Below are 17,125 nucleotides of genomic sequence, written 5' to 3' on the forward strand. Positions count from 1 at the left end.
GAGGTCCGCCGCACGGCAGAGTTCTCCTCACGTACTCGCCAGTAGCCCGAGGAGCGCACGTGACCAGCTGGGTCGGCCGCACCGCCGCCGAGATCGCCGCCGCCGTCCGCGAGAAGCGGGTCACCCCGCGCGAGGTGGTGGCCGAACACCTCGACCGGATCGGGAAACTGGACGGGCGCCTCGGGGCGTTCCGGGTGGTGCGGGCCGAGGCGGCGCTCGCGGAGGCCGACGAGGTGGGTTCCCGGGACGACCTCGGCGAACTGCCCCTGGCCGGGGTACCGGTGGCGGTCAAGGACAACCTCTCCGTGCGGGGCGAGAGCAACCGCGTCGGCACCGCCGCGACCCCGGACACCCCGGCCGAGGCCGACCATCTCGTGGTGGCCCGGCTGCGGGCGGCCGGCGCGGTGGTGGTGGGCCTGACGAACGTGCCGGAACTGTGCGTCTTCGGCACCACGGAGGGCGTCCACGGCACCTCCCGCAACCCGTGGGACACCTCGCGCACGGCGGGCGGCTCTTCCGGCGGCAGCGCGACCGCGGTCGCCGCCGGACTCGTCCCGCTCGCCCTCGGCAACGACGGCATGGGCTCGCTGCGCATCCCGGCGGCCAACTGCGGCCTGGTCACCCTGAAGCCGGGCTTCGGGGTGGTCCCGGCGGGCATCAGCGACGGCGACTGGTTCGGCATGTCCGAGAACGGCCCGCTCGCGACCACCGTCGAGGACGCCCGCCTGCTGCTCTCGGTCATCGCCGACACCGAGTTCGCACGCCGGGTCGCGCCCGCCGCCCTCGACGTGGCCGTGTCCCTGCGCAGCCCGCTCGCCGGGGTCACCGTCGCGGCGCCCTACAAGGACGCGGTCCGGGAGGCGGCCGGACTGCTGATCAAGGCGGGGCACCAGGTGCGGCGCGCCGACCCGCCGTACCCGATGTCGCTGGGCGTCACCTCGCTGGCCACCTGGACGGCGGGCACGTCGGTGGACGCGCAGGGGCTGGATCCGCGGCTGCTGGCCCGGCGCACCCGGGTGCACGCGGCGATCGGCCGGCGCTTCGTCGGGGGCGTGCGGACGGGGAAGGCACGGCAGGCACTGCGCGACCGGCTCGAGCCGTTCTTCGCCGAGCACGACGTCCTGCTGCTCCCGGCGCTGGCCCGCCGCTCCCCCAAGGCGGAGGCCTGGCACGAGCGGGGCTGGCTGCGCAACGTCCTCGCCAACACCGCCTACTCGCCGCTCACTCCGCCGTGGAACCTCACCGGCTGGCCGGCCATGTCGGTCCCGCTCGGCACCCTGCCCTCGGGCGCCCCCACCGCCGTACAACTGGTGGCGCGGCCCGGGTCGGAGACCGTGCTGCTGGAGGTGGCGGAGGAGCTGGAGCGACGGCAGCCGTGGCGGCGGACCGCGCCGGTCGACTGACCGGTGCCACCCGGGGCGGGGCCACATCGTTCGCCGTGCGGCCCCGCCCTCCCTGGCCTGAACTCCGTGATCACTCCTGGGCTTTCGGACCGGGAGGGGGTCCGGCACCTGTCGTACCACCAAGGCAACAGTGTGGCCGCCCGGTTGTATACCTCCGTGGCCGGCCCGCCCGTGTCAGGTGACCTCAGAGAGCCCTGTGCATGATGTGCAGGCCGACCCGGCCGTGCCGGGGGTGTTCGAAGGCGTCCGGGACGGTGCCGAGGACGGTGAAGCCGAGCGAGGTCCAGAGCCTTACGGCGGGGTTGGTCTCGACGACGGCGTTGAACACCATGCCCCGGTAGCCGTCGGCCGCGGCGGCCGCCAGGATGTGCTCGGCGAGGGCACGGCCGTAGCCGCGGCCGCTCCGGTCGGGGTCGACCATGAAGCCGGCGTTGGCGATCCGGGCCGCGGGACCGCCGTAGTTGGGGGTGACGTAGGCCGAGGCGACGATCGCGCCGGTCTCGTCCTCGACGACGAAGACGCGCTTGGCCGGGTTCATCCACAGGGCGCGGGCGGCTTCCTCGGAGGTGCCGGGGTCCCAGGCGTAGGTCTCGCCGGCGGCCACGATCCGGTGCCAGAAAGGCCAGATCCGCGGCCAGTCGTCGGCCGCGGCTTCTCTGATCAGCATGGGCGCGAGTCTTCCACGCCCATGCCGTCGGCGATCGCGAGGGTCCTGCGGTCAGTCCACGCTGGGCAGGATGTGGGGCTCGGCGAGGTCGTCCTCGTACCCCGCGAGACGGATGGGGGCGGAGCGCGCCCACACGTCGAGACTGCCGATGTCCCCGGGCCGTCGGCCCGCGCGCTCCGGGCGTTCCTTGGGGCGCTGTTCGCGATTCGTCTTCTCCGGTGTCACCGCGCACTCCTTATGTGTCGGGCTCACCCTCGGGACGGGTACCTGTCAACCTACGGTCCGGTGCCTGGACGTCCGCTCGGGTCTGGGTCGAGATCGGGTTCGGACGCGGTGGCGCCGGCAACTCAGGTGAGAGCAGGCCATGGTGAACGGCTTGTCCCGGGACGGACTGTGGGTGTGGGTGGGACCCCGTGCTGCCGTCCGTCCGCTACAGACTAACCAGATGAGCGGGGGCGCGCTCGATAGGGGCCGAAAACAAGGTGTAACCATTGCAATTCGACTGTGTTCTTTCGGCCTTTTTCCGGCCGATTTGTCATTCAATACCCCTTCCTGAAGTCACCCGTTCGGCCTAGGGATCGTCCGGGCCTGCGAGCCCCGCGGTCGCGCAGTTCAGGTCCCGTTGGCCGAATCGCAAGGCGCCCATGCTGTGCTGGCCCGTGGCAACGGCCGGCCCGGCGGGAGGTCTGACGTATGGAACTGCGCAGTGTCGACGAGCTGATGGATCTGCTGCACGCCTGCGGCAGCGAACACGCCCTGCGGACCGCCGCGCTGCTGCGTCGCAGCCGGCCCGCCGACAAGGAGCTCCAGGTGGCCGGCCTGCTGCTGGGCCTCGGACCGGCGGCCGAGGCGTTCCGCGGCCTGCTCGGCGACCGGGTCCACCGGCTGCTGCGCCACCACGGCCCCACCACCGACGACGACCTGCTCCGGCTGGCCGGCGAGGACGGCCTGACGGCCCGTTTCGACGCGGGCGTCCTGGAGGACTGGCGGGCCGTCCTGGAACTGGTCGCCGCACACAACTCCCGCCTGGAGTCTGTCGACTGACGGTTCGTCATGAGACGGTACGGCGATGACGTCGTCGTACGGACTCAACGGCAGGGCAGCCCTGGTGACCGGCGGCACCCGCGGGATCGGGTTCGAGGTCGCGCGGCAACTGGCCGAAGCCGGGGCGCTGGTGTGCGTCACGGCCAGGGACCGGGAGGACGTCCGCAGGGCCGCCGGCGAACTGGGCGGCATCGGGCTGGCGGGCAGCGTCGCCGATCCGGACCATCCGCGCGCGGCCGTGGACCTCGTCCTGCGCGAGTTCGGCCGTCTCGACGTGCTGGTCAACAACGCGGCGACGAACCAGCCGTACGGCCCCCTCATGGAGGTCGACCCGGACGCGTGGCGCGAGGCGTTCACCGTCAACGTGGAGGCTCCACTGCGGCTGGTGCGCGAGGCGTGGCGGGCATGGCTGCGGGAGCACGGCGGCTCGGTGGTGAACATCTGCACGGAGGGTGCCGCGCATGTCGGGCCGAACGTCGGCGCCTACGGCACCAGCAAGGCGGCGCTGCTGCATCTCACCCAGCAGCTGGCGGGCGAGCTGGCTCCCCGGGTGCGGGTCAACTCCGTCTCCCCCGGGCTCGTCCGCACCGAGATGGCGCGGTTCGTGTGGGAGCAGGGGCCCGTCGAGCTGCCGCTCGGGCGGATCGGCGAGCCCGAGGACGTGGCGCGGGCCGTGGTGTGGCTGGCGTCCGACGCCGCCGGGTGGATCACCGGGGCGGATCTGCTGGTGGACGGGGGCACCCGGGTGCGGGCGGCGCGCCCGGGCGGGTACGCCGTCCATGACCGGCTGCGGTCGTCCGCCCCGCCGCGCTCATGAGGGAGTCACGGGAACAGGGCGATGCCCACGAGGACGATCAGGCACACGAAGACGACGAGCGCGATCATGCCCCAGCTCCACGGGTGCCTGAGCCGGTCGGAGGCACCGCCGCGGGGCCGGTCCTCGGGGAGCTCGCGCTGGACCGGGCGGTCGCTCGCGTAGAACTCCTCGTCGGTCGGGTAACGGTTGCGCGGGTCGTCGAACGCCCGCGGATCGATGCTGTGTGGACGTGCCATGACAACTCCTGGCAGGGAACTGACCGTGGTCCGGGTTCCCCGCCGCCGTCGGCCCACACGTCAGGGCCGACGGCGGCCGCGGCTCACCACTTGCCGGGCGCGTAGTCCTTCAGGAAGACCCCGTAGACGTCCTCGCCGTCCTCGCCGCGCACGATCGGGTCGTAGACGCGGGCCGCGCCGTCGACCAGGTCGAGGGGTGCGTGGAAGCCCTCCTCGGCGAGGCGGAGCTTGTCGTAGTGGGGGCGCTCGTCGGTGATCCAGCCGGTGTCGACCGAGGTCATGAGGATGCCGTCGCTCTGGAACATCTCCTGCGCGCTGGTGCGGGTGACCATGTTCATCGCTGCCTTGGCGGCGTTGGTGTTGGGGTGGCCCGCGCCCTTGTAGCCGCGGCCGAAGACACCCTCCATCGCGGAGACGTTCACGACGTAGGCACGGCCGCTGCGCGCCTTCTTCGCCGCGTCGGCCATGGCCGGGCGCAGGGCGCTGATCAGGATGAACGGCGAGGTGTAGTTGCAGAGCTGGGTCTCCAGGAGCTCCACCGGGGAGATCTGGTCGATGGTCTGGACCCAGGTGTTGCTGTCGACGACGTCCGGGACCAGGCCGCCCGCGTCGATGGCGGTGCCGTCGAGGTGCCGGGCCACGCTGGCGTTGCCCGCGACCAGGGCGAGGTCGGCGACCTGCTGGGCGTCGATGCCGGAGATGCCGGCGGGCAGCGAGGCCAGCCCGTCGACCGCGCCGGAGCCGAAGGCGCCGATGACGTGGTGGGAGGGGAGCTCGCCGGCGGGCAGCGGGGCGCTCTCGCCCTCGACCAGGGCCGCGTACGCGGACGGCAGCCGCCGTACGGTCTGGGTCGCGTTGTTGACGAGGATGTCGAGCGGGCCAGCCTCGGCGACCTGCTCCGCGAGGGCCACGGACTGGGCCGGGTCGCGCAGGTCGATGCCGACGACCTCCAGCCGGTGCAGCCAGTCGGCGGAGTCGTCCATGGCCTTGAAGCGGCGGATGGCGTCCTTCGGGAACCGCGTGGTGATCGTGGTGTGGGCGCCGTCGCGCAGCAGCCTCAGCGCGATGTACATGCCGATCTTGGCGCGGCCGCCGGTGAGCAGGGCGCGCTTGCCGGTGAGGTCGGCGCGGACGTCGCGCTTGGCCCGGTTCAGGGCGGCGCAGTCCGGACAGAGCTGGTGGTAGAAGTAGTCGACCTCGACGTACCGGGTCTTGCAGGTGTAGCAGGAGCGGGGGCGCTGGAGTATCCCCGCGATCCTGCCCTCCTCGGTGATCGACGACGGCAGGATGCCCTCGGTCTCGTCGTCGATGCGCTGGGCGGAGCCGGTCGCCGTGGCCTCCGTGACCGCCTTGTCGTGCGCGGTCTTGGCAGCCCGGCGCTCCTGCCGGCGGCGCTGCTTGACGGTGCGGTAGATCCCGGCGGTGGCCCGGCGCACGGCGATCGCGTCGGGGTGGTCGACGTCCAGCTTGTCGAGTTCGTCGAGCACGCTCAGGCAGACGGCCAGCCGCTCCGGGTCGATGCCGGGGCCGTGCACGACCTCGTCACCGGGCTCGTGCGTGGTCGCCGAGCCGTCGTCTGTCACCGTCATCGCGCTGCCGTTTCCCTGGTCACCCGTGCGGCACCCGGGCCGCGTCCACTGGTCGAACGCGGAATTTTACTTCAGCGCCGGGCCGGGCCCGCAATCCGGAAACGATCAAGAGCCGCAGGCGGACAGGAGTCCGGCCACCTCCTCGGACAGGGACCGGGCGAGCAGGTCCAGGTCGGGCACCGCTTCCGCGTCCGCGACCAGGCCGTAGTGGACCTGTCCCCGGTACGTCGAGATCGCGACGGCGAGGGACTGGCCGCGGGCGAGCGGGGCGAAGGGGTAGACCTCCGTGACCGGGTTGCCGCCGAGCTTCAGGCCGATGCTCGGCAGGGGCACGCTGGTGACCAGGATGTCGAACCAGAGCCGGGCGCCCTGGCTGACCAGCGGGCCGCCGAGCCGGTGGCCCAGGGCCGGGACGTGGTCGGCGAGCAGGGCGACCGCGCCCGCGCCCCGGTTGGAGCCCGCGTCCTTGTTGCGGTCCATGGCCCTGCGGACCGTGTCGAGGCGGCCCAGCGGGTCGGGGTCGCAGACCGGAAGCCGTATCAGGTAGCCGGAGAGCCGGTTGCCCTGTGGGTGCGCGGTACGCGGACGGCGCTTGGAGACGGGGATCAGCGCGCGGGGTGCCACGCCCGCACTGCCGTCGCCGCGTTCGTCCAGCCAGCGGCGCAGGGCGCCCGCGACGACGGCGATCAGGACGTCGTTGACGGTGCCGCCGCGGGACTTGCGGACGTGGTGCACGTCGTCGAGGTCGACGACGACTCCCGCGGTGCGGCGGGTGCCGCTCGGCTCTGCGGTGAGCGCCTGGGAGGAGCGCACGGCCACGGAGGACAGGGCGACGCAGGCGCCGATGTCGAGGGCGCGGCCGAGATCGGAGACGGCGCCCCGGACGAGGCCCGGCAGTTTGCGGACGTCCGGCAGCAGGCTCTTGGCCGGCTCCTCGGGGCGTGGCCTGCGCTCGGGCAGGTCCATCGGGTCCAGGACGGCGGCGGCGAGCGTCAGCGCGCGCAGTCCGTCGGCCAGGGCGTGGTGGAACTTGAAGAGCACGGCGAAGGAGACACCGTCCTCGCCCGGCAGCACGTGTGCCTCCCAGGGCGGGCGGTCACGGTCGAGCGGCCGCTGCATGAGCCGGCCCGCCTCGGTGTGGAAGTCGGAGGTGGGAGCGTGCAGCAGGACGTGCCGGAGCGGGTCGAAGTCGGGGTCGGGCACGCGCGCGGCGCCCCCGAAGGCGTAGGGGAGGCCGAGCGGCCACGCGTCCCGGATGCGCATCCTCAGGCCGGGCACGGCGGCGGCCCGGACCGCGAGCAGATCGGCCGCGTGGGCGCCCGCGGTGGGTGAGTGCGCCGTGAAGACGCCGAGGGCTCCCAGGTGCATCGGGTGCTCGGCGGTTTCCATGTTCCAGAACGCCAGGTCGAGAGGGGCGAGCAGGTCTGAAGTCAATGGCTTGCCTCGCGTCGACGACGGGTGGACCAGCAGTCAATCGCCCTCCGGCGATTACGGTCAAGTACGATCAAGCTACGCACAGTTAACAGCAGGTTATCTACGGGTTTCGCCATACGCCCTGGCCGGCGACCCAGTCGGCGGCTCGTGAGGTCCGCCTCTCTCACAAAATGTCACCGTGCACCGCCGCGAGGATGTGGTCCGGGACCCCGTTGTTCTTGAGGTAGCTCAAGCATGAGTGCCGCGCACCGCAGAGGCAGAACTGACGCCTGTTGAGTTCCGCCATAAGGCGGTACACCTGTTCGCGCAGTTGCCGCGTGTTGACCGGCCGGCCGAGCTCGTCGACCACGGCCCAGCCGGTGTCCTCGTAGGCCTCACCTGCGGCGAGCTTCTCCGGGATCTGCTGATGACGGAGCTTTTTCAGCGGGAACGTGAGCGGCAGCGGCACCGGCAGGACCCTCTCGCCCGCCTCTGTCTTCGCGTCCTTCTCCACGACCTTCCGGTTGCCGGCCATCGTCCGGGTTACGGCGATCTCCAGAGTGGCGAGCCTCAGATCCAGGTACTCCCACCGCAACCCGCCGACCTCGGTCGGCCTCGGGCCGAGCGAGCCTCCCAGCGGTCCCCCTCCAGACCGAGGATGAAGTGCTGCACTCGCGCACAGACCACGGCTTCATTTTCGGACGCCTACGCTTGCCGAGCTTCTTGTCGGCCAGGCTCACGCCGTGATGGTGGCATCTCCCAACAGCCGTGCCGGGGGCGGCCATAGAGTGAGGCGCCATGCGAAGCCTGGACCGTCTGCCGAAGGCCCATCTCCATCTTCATCTCGAAGGTGCGATGCGTCCTGCCACGCTCGCGGAACTGGCGGGCGAACGTGGCGAAAGACCACCGGATTCAGGTGGCTTCACCTCGTTCGAGGACTTCGGAGCCCTGTATGGGGCCGCTGCCCGGCTGGTGCGCGAGGGCCCGCGCAGGAACCTGCTGCGGCTGGTACGCGAGGTGGTCGAGGACGCTGCCGCGGACGGAGCGGTCTGGATCGAGCCGCACCTTAACCCCCTGACCTACGAGGACGATCCGGACGCCGCACTCGACCTGCTGGACGAGGTGATAGACGAGGGCCGCCGCACGGGCGCCCGGCTGGGCGTCGGCTTCGGCATCCTGATGTTCGCCCGGCGCAACGCGGACCCGTCGCAAGCGGTCGAGACCGCCCGCCTCGCGGCAAGACGATCAGAGAACGGGGTGGTTTCCTTCGGCCTGGCCGGAGACGAGGCCCGCCATGGCCCTGAGCCGTTCGCCGAGGCGTTCGCCATCGCCCGCGATGCCGGGCTTATTCCCGCCCCGCACGCAGGGGAACTCGCCGGCCCGGCCGGCGTGCGCGCCGCACTCGACGTACTCGGCGCCCGACGGATCGCCCACGGAGTACGGGCCATCGAAGACCCGCCTCTTCTTGCCCGCCTGGCCGCGGAAGGCATCGTCCTCGACGTCTGCCCCACCTCAAACGTTGCCCTCGGGGTCGTCACCTCCCTGTCAGCGCACCCCCTACCGCTGCTGCTACAAGCAGGCGTCCAGTGCACCCTCAACGCCGACGACCCTCTGCTGTTCGGTCCGGGACTGCTGCAGGAATACGAAACAGCCCGCACCGCACTATCCCTCACCGACCACCAACTCGCCGCCGTGGCCCGCACCTCACTGGAAGCCTCCGGCGCCCCGCGCGCCACCGTGGAATACGCGCTCACCCGCATCAGTGCATGGCTGGACACGCCGAGCGAGGCAACTACACCCCCCGACCCAAGAGGCATGCCCGCCGTCGCACCATAAGGCGCCTTCTGGAAGCACCGGCCAGAGATTGCGGGACAACCTTGAGGTGCGCGGGCTCGGCTGGCTGGTCCACGGCACGGCCTGGCTGGACGACGGCGCGGACGCGGTTGACTGATCGGGCGACTTCCCGGACGAGGTAACCGCCCTGCCCCCACAGCGCGATGCAGTGGATTCGGTCGGCGAGAAGGGCGGGCGCCCCGGTCTCTGTGGCGCTGGAGGCAGGCGCTCCGGGCGGTGTCTCGAAAGTCCCGCTCAGCACCCACGGCGCCCGGCACGCACCGAACACCGCGGGCACCGCACCGGACGTTAGAAACACCCCCTAGCATCTGCGCATGCCTTTACGTCGCAGTCATGACAAACTCGCCGCCCTGCCGCGCGATCCCCGAGCCGACCAGTATCCGATGCCGACCGTGCCGTACGGCTGGTACGCCGTGCTGCGGAGCCGCGAACTGCGGCCGGGCAAGGTCGTCAGCCTGCACTATTTCGGGCGGGCGCTCATCGCCTTCCGGGGAGCCGACGGCCGGGCTGCTGTACGGGACGCGCACTGCCCGCACTACGGCGCGCATCTCGGCGCGGGCGGAAGGCTCGTGGCCGGCACGGTGGAGTGTCCGTTCCACGGGTGGCGGTTCGATGCCGACGGCCGGTGTGTGGAGGCACCGTTCGCGGTGCGCACTCCCAAGGTCTCCCTCGACGGGTTCCCGGTCCGCGAGCACAGCGGGCTGGTCTTCGTCCACGCCGGGCCGGGCGAGCCGTCGTGGGAGGTGCCGGAGATCCCCGAGACAGGATCGAAAGAGTTCGCCGCGCCCATCGATGACACCTGCCGGGCACGGATCCACATCCAGGAGATGCGCGAGAACATCGTCGATGAGTCCCACTTCCACTTCATCCACGGCCAGAGCGAGCCCCCTGTCCAGGACTGGCGGGCGGAAGGCCCGTTCGCCGAGGTCAGGGGCCGGATCTCGCGCCGCGTCCTCGGCCGGGTCATCGACAACACCTTCGACGCGTTCATGTACGGGCCCGGCGTCATGGTGGTTCGTACCCATGGCCCCGTACTGTCGGTGACCGCCGTCGCCCTCAGCACTCCCGTCGATGACCGCACCAGCGAACTGCGGATGCTGTACTACATCCGCAAACCGGCCCGGCTGCCGTTTCTCACCCCTCTGGCCAAGCTCGTCTTCCGCACGGAGGCTTTGGGCGAGGTCCGCGATGAGGTCGGAATCTGGGACCACAAAATCCACCAGGCGCGCCCGGTCCTGCTTCCGCACGAGAAGGGCATCAAGGCGCTGCGCCGCTGGTACGCGCAGTTCTATCCGGCCAACTGACAGATCGGTCGATCGATCGCTGTCTCTCTAACCCATTTCAGGGCCAAGATCGACTTTCGCAACGGACCCCAGGCGCGGCGGCATTCCGCGCGCCACCCGGCGGTCTTCTCATGGCGGATCTGTGTGCCGACGAGGGGCGTCGTGTAGCCGGCTGTGTGGACACGGGGGCAGGCCAGTTAGAGGTAGGACGCGGCGAGGTGGTCTCGCTCGCGGAACTCAGCTGCGACGTGACGCCCCAGGTGCTCGCCACCACAGCTGCCAACAGGGAATCCGCTCCCGAACTCGCTCAGGTACTCGCTGATCTTCTTCCGACGTTGATACATCCGGTGGTGGGCGCTCCTGTGTTTCGGGACCCGCTCACCGCCGTTTCACAGGCATGGATCGATGAGGTGGGACACAAGTGGCGGATGCGATCGGCCGCCGGTTACAGCACAGCGCTCAGCCGCCGGGGGTCCGCTTGAGGTAGGTGGCCGTCTCGGTGAAGCCCAGTCGGCGGTAGAAGGCGGCGGCCCTGCGCGTCGGCACGCACACCTCCGCGTCGGCGGCCCGCTCGGCGGCCTCCAGCGCCGCGCGGACCAGCCGTGAGCCGAGCCCACGGCCGCGCCGGTCCGCTGCGACGGTGAGTTCCAGGAGTTCGAGGACCGTGCCCCCGGCGAACAACGTGGGCACCCGGACGGCGTACACGTACCCGACCACGCGCCCGCCCTCCTCGGCCGCCAGGAACTCGGCCCTGCCGGCCGCCGCGGATGCGAGGACCGCGGGGAAGGTGACCGACGTGAAGCGGCCCGGTTCCGGGACGTGGCTCGTGGTGAAGGCGCGGAGCAGGCGGAGGACGTCGTCCGCGTCGGCCTGCCCCACCGCGCGGACCGTCACCTCGCTGCTGCTCCGCATCCGCCTATGACACCAGCTGGCCCTTCCCCAGGGCGATCACCCCGCCCTTGGACACCGTGTACAGCTCCGCGTCCCGCTCCGGGTTCACTCCGATCGTGGCGCCCGGCGGGACCTCGACGTTCTTGTCGATGACCGCGCCCCGGACCACCGCACCCCGGCCGATCTTGACGTTGTCGTGCAGCACCGAGCCCTGGACCACCGCGCCCGGGTCGACCAGGACGCCGGGCGACAGGACAGAGCGGGTGACCTGGCCGCGGATGAGGCAGCCGGCGCTGATGATGGACTCGCTCGCGATGCCGCCCGCGTTGAACCGGGCCGGGGAGAGCTGGCCGGAGTGGGTGTAGATGGGCCACTGCCGGTTGTAGAGGTTGAAGGCGGGGCGCTCGGCGATCAGGTCCATGTGGGCGTCGTAGTAGGCGTCCATGGTGCCCACGTCCCGCCAGTAGCCGCGGTCGCGGCTGGTCTCGCCGGGGACGTGGTTGGCGCTGAAGTCGTAGAGCTGGGCCTCGCCGCGGTCGGTGAGCTGCGGGAGGATCGAGCCGCCCATGTCGTGGACGGAGTTCTCGTCCTCGTAGTCCCGCTGGAGCGCCTCGATCAGGGCCTTGGTGGTGAAGATGTAGTTGCCCATCGAGGCGAACACGGTCTCCGGGTCGTCCGCGAGACCGGGCGGATCGGCGGGCTTCTCCAGGAAGCGCTCCACCGTGAGGCCGTCCGAGCCCGGGGAGATCACCCCGAACGACGAGGACTCCGAGCGCGGGACCCGGATCCCGGCCACCGTGACGCCCGCACCGGACTCGATGTGCTGCGTGAGCATCTGGCGCGGGTCCATCCGGTACACGTGGTCGGCGCCGAAGACCGCGACGTACTCCGGCCGCTCGTCGTAGATCAGGTTCAGGGACTGGAGGATCGCGTCCGCGCTGCCCAGGTACCAGCGCGGACCGAGGCGCTGCTGGGCGGGCACCGGCGTGATGTAGTTGCCGAGCAGGCTCGACATCCGCCAGGTGGTGGTGATGTGCCGGTCCAGCGAGTGCGACTTGTACTGCGTGAGCACGCAGATGCGCAGGATGTCGCCGTTGACGAGGTTGGAGAGCACGAAGTCGACGAGGCGGTACGTGCCTCCGAACGTGACCGCCGGTTTCGCGCGGTCAGTGGTCAGGGGCATGAGGCGTTTGCCTTCTCCGCCCGCCAGTACGATGCCGAGCACCGAAGGTCCACCACGACGCATGGCCGCTCCCCTCACCCTGGTTTGAACCATGCCTGCCCTTGTGCGGGGCTTAGTACGCCTGTTTGACGATCTCCTCGTAGAGCCGGACCGTGCGCCGGGCGACGGCGTCCCAGCCGAACTCGCCCACCGCGCGCTCCCGGCCCGCCTCGCCCATCCGGCGGGCCGTCTCCGGATCTCCGATCACGGAGTCGAGTGCCCGCGCGAGGGCCGGCTCGAACGCGTCGTCGACAGGAACGAGCAGACCGGTCCTTCCATCGTCCACGACCTCGGGGATCCCGCCGACCTGTGAGGCGACCACGGGGGTCCCGCAGGCCATCGCCTCCAGGTTGACGATCCCCAGGGGTTCGTACACCGAGGGGCAGACGAACACGGCGGCATGGGTGAGGAGCTGGATCACCTCGGGGCGCGGCAGCATCTGCGGGATCCAGTGCACACCCTCGCGGACCCGGCTCAGCTCCTCGAAGAGCTCGCGGAACTCCCGGTCGATCTCGGGCGTGTCCGGGGCGCCCGCACACAGCACGACCTGCGCCGCCGGGTCGATGTCCCGTACCGCGCGCAGCAGGTGCGGCACGCCCTTCTGGCGGGTGATGCGGCCGACGAACAGCACGAAGGGACGGTCGCGGTCCAGCCCTATGCGGTCCAGTACGTCGGTGCCGTGGTCCGGCCGGTACAGGGCGGTGTCGATGCCGTTGTGCACGATGTGGACCTTGGCCGGATCCAGCTCCGGGTAGCAGCCGAGGATGTCCTCGCGCATCGCCCCGGACACGGCGATCACCGCGTCGGCGGTCTCGATCGCGGTGCGCTCCGCCCAGCTGGACAGGGCGTACCCGCCGCCGAGCTGTTCGGCCTTCCAGGGCCGCAGCGGCTCCAGGGAGTGGGCGGTCATCACGTGCGGGATGCCGTGCAGCAGCTTGCCGAGGTGACCGGCGAGGTTCGCGTACCAAGTGTGCGAGTGGACCAGTTCACGGTCCTCGAGGCCGGCCGCCATGGACAGGTCCACGGAGAAGGTGCGCAGCGCGTCGTTGGCGGCGTCCAGCCCGGACCAGGGCCGGTGCCGGATCACGCCGTCGGCGCGGCCCTCGCCCCAGCAGTGCACGTCCAGGTCGACGAGGGACCTCAACTCCCGGGCGAGGAACTCGACATGGACACCCGCGCCGCCGTACACGTCCGGCGGGTACTCCCGGGTCAGCAGGCCCACTCGCACCCGGAACCCCCTGTCTTTGCGGCTGGTCGGCTTTCATGGTCACCCAGATGTGCCGCGCGGGGAAGAGCGCGGGGCTCGTGTGAAGCAACAGTCACCGCACACGCCGCCTCCCGGCAACCTGTAGTACAGACAGCAGCTGCGCCGGCGGAGGGTGCGGGGGTCGAGGGTGCCTTCGAGCAGCGGATGGGCGAGGAGCTCGGCCGCGAGGGCGCGGGCGCCGGTGCCGTGGGGGCCCAGCTGCCGGACGGCTCCGACGAGCGCCGAGGCCGCGTTGCCCCACAGCAGTCCGCCGGCCGGCCGGTACGGGGTGCGCAGGGCGGCCGCGAGGGGTTCGAGGTGGCCGTGCAGGACGACGTCGGCGAGGGTCCGTGCGTCGCCCGGCAGGGACTCCCCCAGTCCCTGGGGAGCGAGCCGGAGGTCGTCGGGCGCGCTGCCGTCGGGGTCCCAGAGCAGGCGCCCGGGCGACAGGTCGGGAATCCGGCCGTAGACCACCGCGCAGCCCAGCGCCACGGACCACAGTCGGGCCGCGAGGCCCAGGTGGGCGATGGAGGCCGCGATCCGGGGCTCGGGGGCGTCCAGGGCGTCGGCGACCTTCCGGATACGAAAAGTCAGCACATTTCCGTAAACATCCGACGACACGTTCTCGTAGACTTGTGCGAGGGTCGGCAGCGCCGGGCGCGGGGTCGCGGCGGGGTCGCCGATCGTGCGTAGGACGAAGAAGGCGCCGAGCGGTCGCAGCGCCGCGAGTTCCGGGTCGAGGTCCACGACCAGCAGTAGTACCAAGGCCCCTAGGGGTACCCAGCAGGGGCCCTCCACCCCGTGTCACCCGCCCAGGGGAGGACACGGACCGTTTTGTACTCCATCGGCAGTAGGACCCATTGCCTGCTCAGGTACGACGACGGGAAGAACTTTTACGGGCATCGTGTTGGTCATGGAAGACGACCGTTCGTCGCGCCGGGCACACCGCCCACGCCTCACGCAGAGGAGCTGCTCATGAGTGCCCTCGCGTTGTCCGTGCTTCTGTCCCTCGTCTCCGCCGTCGCCTACGCGGGCGGCGCGATCGTGCAGGAGCAGGTCGCCGTGTCGCACCCCGACGAGCAGTACGCGCCGCTGCGCCGGCCGAGCTGGTGGGCGGCGGTCGCGCTGAACGGCCTGGGCGGACTGCTGCACGTGGTGGCGCTCGCGTACGGTCCCCTGAGCCTGGTCCAGCCGCTGGGCGCCCTGACGATCGTGTTCGCGCTGCCGATGGCCGCGCTGTTCGTGGGCCGCAGGGCCGGGGCCACCGCCTGGCGGGGCGCGATCATGGCGACGGTCGGTCTGGCCGGTCTGCTCTCCCTGGTGGGCGCGTCCGACGCGCAGTCGCTGGGCACCACCCAGCGGGTGTTCGCCGCGCTGGTCACGGCCGCCGCGGTGGTCGCGCTGATGATCGCGGGCCGGGCCGCGCACCGGCACCCGGTGGTGCGCAGTGTGCTGCTGGCGACCGCGTCGGGCATAGCGTTCGGCATGTCCTCGGTGTTCACCAAGACGGTCGCCGTGGACTGGAGCGGCGGCATCGCGACGGCGGACCTGCCCTCGCTGGCCGCGATCGGCGCGCTGGCCACGGCCGGTCTGATGCTGTCGCAGGCCTCCTACCGCGGTGCGGGCCTCGCGGCGCCGCTGGCCACCCTGACGGTCGTGAACCCGGTGGTGGCGGCCGCGGTCGGCATCACGATGTTCGGCGAGACCTTCCGCTACGGCACCACCGGCACCGCGCTCGCCCTGAGCTGCGGTGTGGTGGCGGCCGGCGGTCTGATCCTGCTCACCACGGAGCGGATCCAGCGCACCCACGCCGAGGCGGAGCCCGTGGCGGCCGGGCAGGACAAGGTGTTCCTGCCCGCGCCCGCCGAGTCACCGGCGGAGGCACCGGCCGACGCGCTGGTGCGCGAGGGCGTGCTCGTCGAACAGGTCGCCGCCCTGCGCGAGGAGCTGCTCGTGCCGGCCCCCGCGGCCCCGAAGGCGGTCCTGGCGGACGGCCCGTCGGGCGGGCATCCGGTGCCGGGCGCCGAACCGCCGACGTACTACGGCCCGTTCTACGGCGCCGCATACATCCCGGTGCCCGTGCTCGACCGGCACCGCACCCGGGTCAAATCCTGACGCCGCCGGCCCGGAGGTACGCCACCGGGTCGATGTCGGAACCGAAGCCGGGCCCGCTGCGCACCTCGAAGTGCAGATGCGGGCCCGTGCTGTTGCCGGTGGACCCGGAGCGGCCGATGCGCTGTCCGGCGCCGACCGTCTGCCCGGCCTTCACGGAGATCGCGGACAGGTGGGCGTACTGGGTGTAGCGGCCGTCGCCGTGCCGGATGACCACCTGGTAGCCGAAGGAGCCGCCCCAGCCGGAGGCGACCACCTTGCCGGCCGCGACCGCCTTCACCGTGGTCCCGGTGGGCACCGCGAAGTCGACACCGGTGTGGTAGCCCTTCGACCAGGCGGAACCCGCCTTGTGGTAGGGGGTTCCGAGGGAGGCGTTCACAGGGGCGACCAGCCCGGTGCCGTGCGCCTTCTCCTCGGTCTTCTCCCTCTTCTCCGTGGTCCGCGAGGGGGACGCCTTCGAGGGGGACGCCTTCTTGGAGGACGTCTTCTTGGAGGAGACGGGGTCGGCGGTGGTGGTCGTACCGGCGGGGGCCCGCAGCTTCAGCCGCTGCCCGGGCAGGATGAGGTCGGGATCGGCCCCGACGGTCTGCCGGTTGGTGTCGTAGAGCTGCCGCCAGCCGCCGCGGACCTTGTGGGCGTCGGCGATCCCGGAGAGCGAGTCGCCGCGGACCACGGTGTACATCCGGGCGGTACCGGCGCGGGACTGCGGGGTGGTCTGCGGCCGGACGTCGCGCACGGCGGCCGACGTCTCGCCGAGGGGCTCGATGTCCGGGGTGCCGCCGCCCCGGGTCAGCCCGGCCCGCACCGAGCACGTCGGCCAGGCGCCCGGCCCCTGTCCGTCCAGCACCTTCTCGGCCACCGCGATCTGCTGCTCCTTGGTGGCCAGATCCGCACGGGCCGCGTAGCGCGTGCCGCCGTACGCCTCCCAGGTGGACCGGGTGAACTGGAGCCCGCCGTAGTAGCCGTTGCCGGTGTTGATGCTCCAGTTGTTGCTGGACTCGCACGCGGCGACCTTGTTCCAGGTGTCCACGTCGGCCGCGTGGGCCGTGCCGGTGCCGATGAGCGGGACCGCGATCCCGACCCCGCCCGCCGTGACGGTGAGCGAGGCGCGGTTGATCCTGTTGGGCTGGTACCGGCGGTGCCGGCCTCGTACGGCCATGGAGGCCTCCCCCTACGACATGGGTCCTGCGCCAGGAGGGGCAAAAGTAAGCGCGGCGAACAGGCCATGACAAGACGGCAACCAGCCGAGCCGCGGCTCAAGCGGGCGGCTTCCCCGCCGAGTTGGGAGACGGCTGAGGCGGGTGGGGGGTTCCGTGCGTATGTGCCTGCGTAACGCTGCACACCCCGG

Annotated in this window: 17 protein-coding genes; 6 read left to right on the forward strand and 11 right to left on the reverse strand. The window is 71.5% G+C overall.

From position 1 onward, the window contains the following. The first annotated feature begins 59 nt into the window (after positions 1-59). Positions 60-1,403, forward strand: coding sequence for an amidase (locus tag H295_RS0110010; protein WP_020135224.1), 1,344 nt, complete (start codon positions 60-62; stop codon positions 1,401-1,403). A gap of 184 nt (positions 1,404-1,587) precedes the next feature. Here the strand turns inward: H295_RS0110010 and H295_RS0110015 are convergent, their stop codons facing one another. Both H295_RS0110015 and H295_RS46610 read right to left on the reverse strand, forming a co-directional pair. Continuing rightward, positions 1,588-2,070: a GNAT family N-acetyltransferase gene (locus H295_RS0110015; RefSeq protein WP_020135225.1), complete on the reverse strand. Its 483-nt coding sequence runs from the start codon at positions 2,068-2,070 to the stop codon at positions 1,588-1,590. Between the two features lie 51 nt (positions 2,071-2,121). After that, positions 2,122-2,295, reverse strand: coding sequence for a hypothetical protein (locus tag H295_RS46610; RefSeq protein ID WP_007386357.1), 174 nt, complete (start codon positions 2,293-2,295; stop codon positions 2,122-2,124). A gap of 468 nt (positions 2,296-2,763) precedes the next feature. On the opposite strand from H295_RS46610, the gene H295_RS0110025 reads away from it, so the two are divergent. Further along, positions 2,764-3,114 carry a hypothetical protein gene (locus H295_RS0110025; protein ID WP_020135226.1) on the forward strand — a complete coding sequence of 117 codons (351 nt, stop codon included), beginning with the start codon at positions 2,764-2,766 and terminating at the stop codon, positions 3,112-3,114. Between the two features lie 25 nt (positions 3,115-3,139). Continuing rightward, positions 3,140-3,931, forward strand: coding sequence for an SDR family oxidoreductase (locus H295_RS0110030; RefSeq protein WP_020135227.1), 792 nt, complete (start codon positions 3,140-3,142; stop codon positions 3,929-3,931). Positions 3,932-3,936: 5 nt separating this feature from the next. Here H295_RS0110030 and H295_RS0110035 read toward each other — a convergent pair whose 3' ends face one another. From H295_RS0110035 to H295_RS43045, 4 genes are all read right to left on the reverse strand, one after another. Continuing rightward, on the reverse strand, positions 3,937-4,167 hold the full coding sequence (locus tag H295_RS0110035; protein WP_020135228.1) for a hypothetical protein: 231 nt from the start codon (positions 4,165-4,167) through the stop codon (positions 3,937-3,939). Positions 4,168-4,250: 83 nt separating this feature from the next. Then, positions 4,251-5,756, reverse strand: coding sequence for an SDR family NAD(P)-dependent oxidoreductase (locus H295_RS0110040; protein ID WP_020135229.1), 1,506 nt, complete (start codon positions 5,754-5,756; stop codon positions 4,251-4,253). Between the two features lie 105 nt (positions 5,757-5,861). Continuing rightward, the gene (locus tag H295_RS0110045) at positions 5,862-7,190 is read right to left on the reverse strand and encodes a wax ester/triacylglycerol synthase family O-acyltransferase (protein WP_028809222.1); all 1,329 of its coding nucleotides are present in this window, start codon (positions 7,188-7,190) and stop codon (positions 5,862-5,864) included. Positions 7,191-7,353: 163 nt separating this feature from the next. Beyond that, positions 7,354-7,764, reverse strand: coding sequence for a hypothetical protein (locus H295_RS43045; RefSeq protein WP_020135231.1), 411 nt, complete (start codon positions 7,762-7,764; stop codon positions 7,354-7,356). Positions 7,765-7,967: 203 nt separating this feature from the next. Here H295_RS43045 and add point away from each other — a divergent pair, with 203 nt between their 5' ends. After that, on the forward strand, positions 7,968-9,005 hold the full coding sequence (gene add, locus H295_RS0110055) for an adenosine deaminase (protein WP_020135232.1): 1,038 nt from the start codon (positions 7,968-7,970) through the stop codon (positions 9,003-9,005). 332 nt (positions 9,006-9,337) lie between these two features. Continuing rightward, positions 9,338-10,327 (forward strand): Rieske 2Fe-2S domain-containing protein, encoded by a 990-nt coding sequence (locus tag H295_RS0110065; RefSeq protein ID WP_106960808.1) that lies wholly within the window; start codon positions 9,338-9,340, stop codon positions 10,325-10,327. 438 nt (positions 10,328-10,765) lie between these two features. Here the strand turns inward: H295_RS0110065 and H295_RS43050 are convergent, their stop codons facing one another. The 4 genes from H295_RS43050 to H295_RS0110090 are packed head-to-tail and all read right to left on the reverse strand — an operon-like array spanning position 10,766 to position 14,430. Beyond that, a complete protein-coding gene (locus tag H295_RS43050; RefSeq protein ID WP_020135235.1) occupies positions 10,766-11,218 on the reverse strand; it encodes a GNAT family N-acetyltransferase in 453 nt (150 codons plus the stop codon). A 4-nt stretch (positions 11,219-11,222) separates the two neighbouring features. Then, complete coding sequence (glgC, locus tag H295_RS0110080; protein ID WP_028809223.1) at positions 11,223-12,443, reverse strand: glucose-1-phosphate adenylyltransferase; 1,221 nt, start codon at positions 12,441-12,443, stop codon at positions 11,223-11,225. A 49-nt stretch (positions 12,444-12,492) separates the two neighbouring features. Beyond that, on the reverse strand, positions 12,493-13,647 hold the full coding sequence (glgA, locus tag H295_RS0110085; RefSeq protein WP_020135237.1) for a glycogen synthase: 1,155 nt from the start codon (positions 13,645-13,647) through the stop codon (positions 12,493-12,495). A 39-nt stretch (positions 13,648-13,686) separates the two neighbouring features. Next, positions 13,687-14,430: a (2Fe-2S)-binding protein gene (locus tag H295_RS0110090; protein ID WP_020135238.1), complete on the reverse strand. Its 744-nt coding sequence runs from the start codon at positions 14,428-14,430 to the stop codon at positions 13,687-13,689. A gap of 210 nt (positions 14,431-14,640) precedes the next feature. Here H295_RS0110090 and H295_RS0110095 point away from each other — a divergent pair, with 210 nt between their 5' ends. Continuing rightward, positions 14,641-15,780 carry a DMT family transporter gene (locus H295_RS0110095; RefSeq protein ID WP_020135239.1) on the forward strand — a complete coding sequence of 380 codons (1,140 nt, stop codon included), beginning with the start codon at positions 14,641-14,643 and terminating at the stop codon, positions 15,778-15,780. Here H295_RS0110095 and H295_RS0110100 read toward each other — a convergent pair. Continuing rightward, the gene (locus H295_RS0110100; RefSeq protein ID WP_020135240.1) at positions 15,770-16,936 is read right to left on the reverse strand and encodes a transglycosylase family protein; all 1,167 of its coding nucleotides are present in this window, start codon (positions 16,934-16,936) and stop codon (positions 15,770-15,772) included. The two genes, H295_RS0110095 and H295_RS0110100, sit on opposite strands and share 11 nt — an antisense overlap. Between the last annotated feature and the right edge of the window lie 189 nt (positions 16,937-17,125).

It is taken from the genome of Streptomyces sp. 351MFTsu5.1, assembly GCF_000383655.1.
Taxonomy (GTDB): Bacteria; Actinomycetota; Actinomycetes; order Streptomycetales; family Streptomycetaceae; genus Streptomyces; species Streptomyces griseorubiginosus.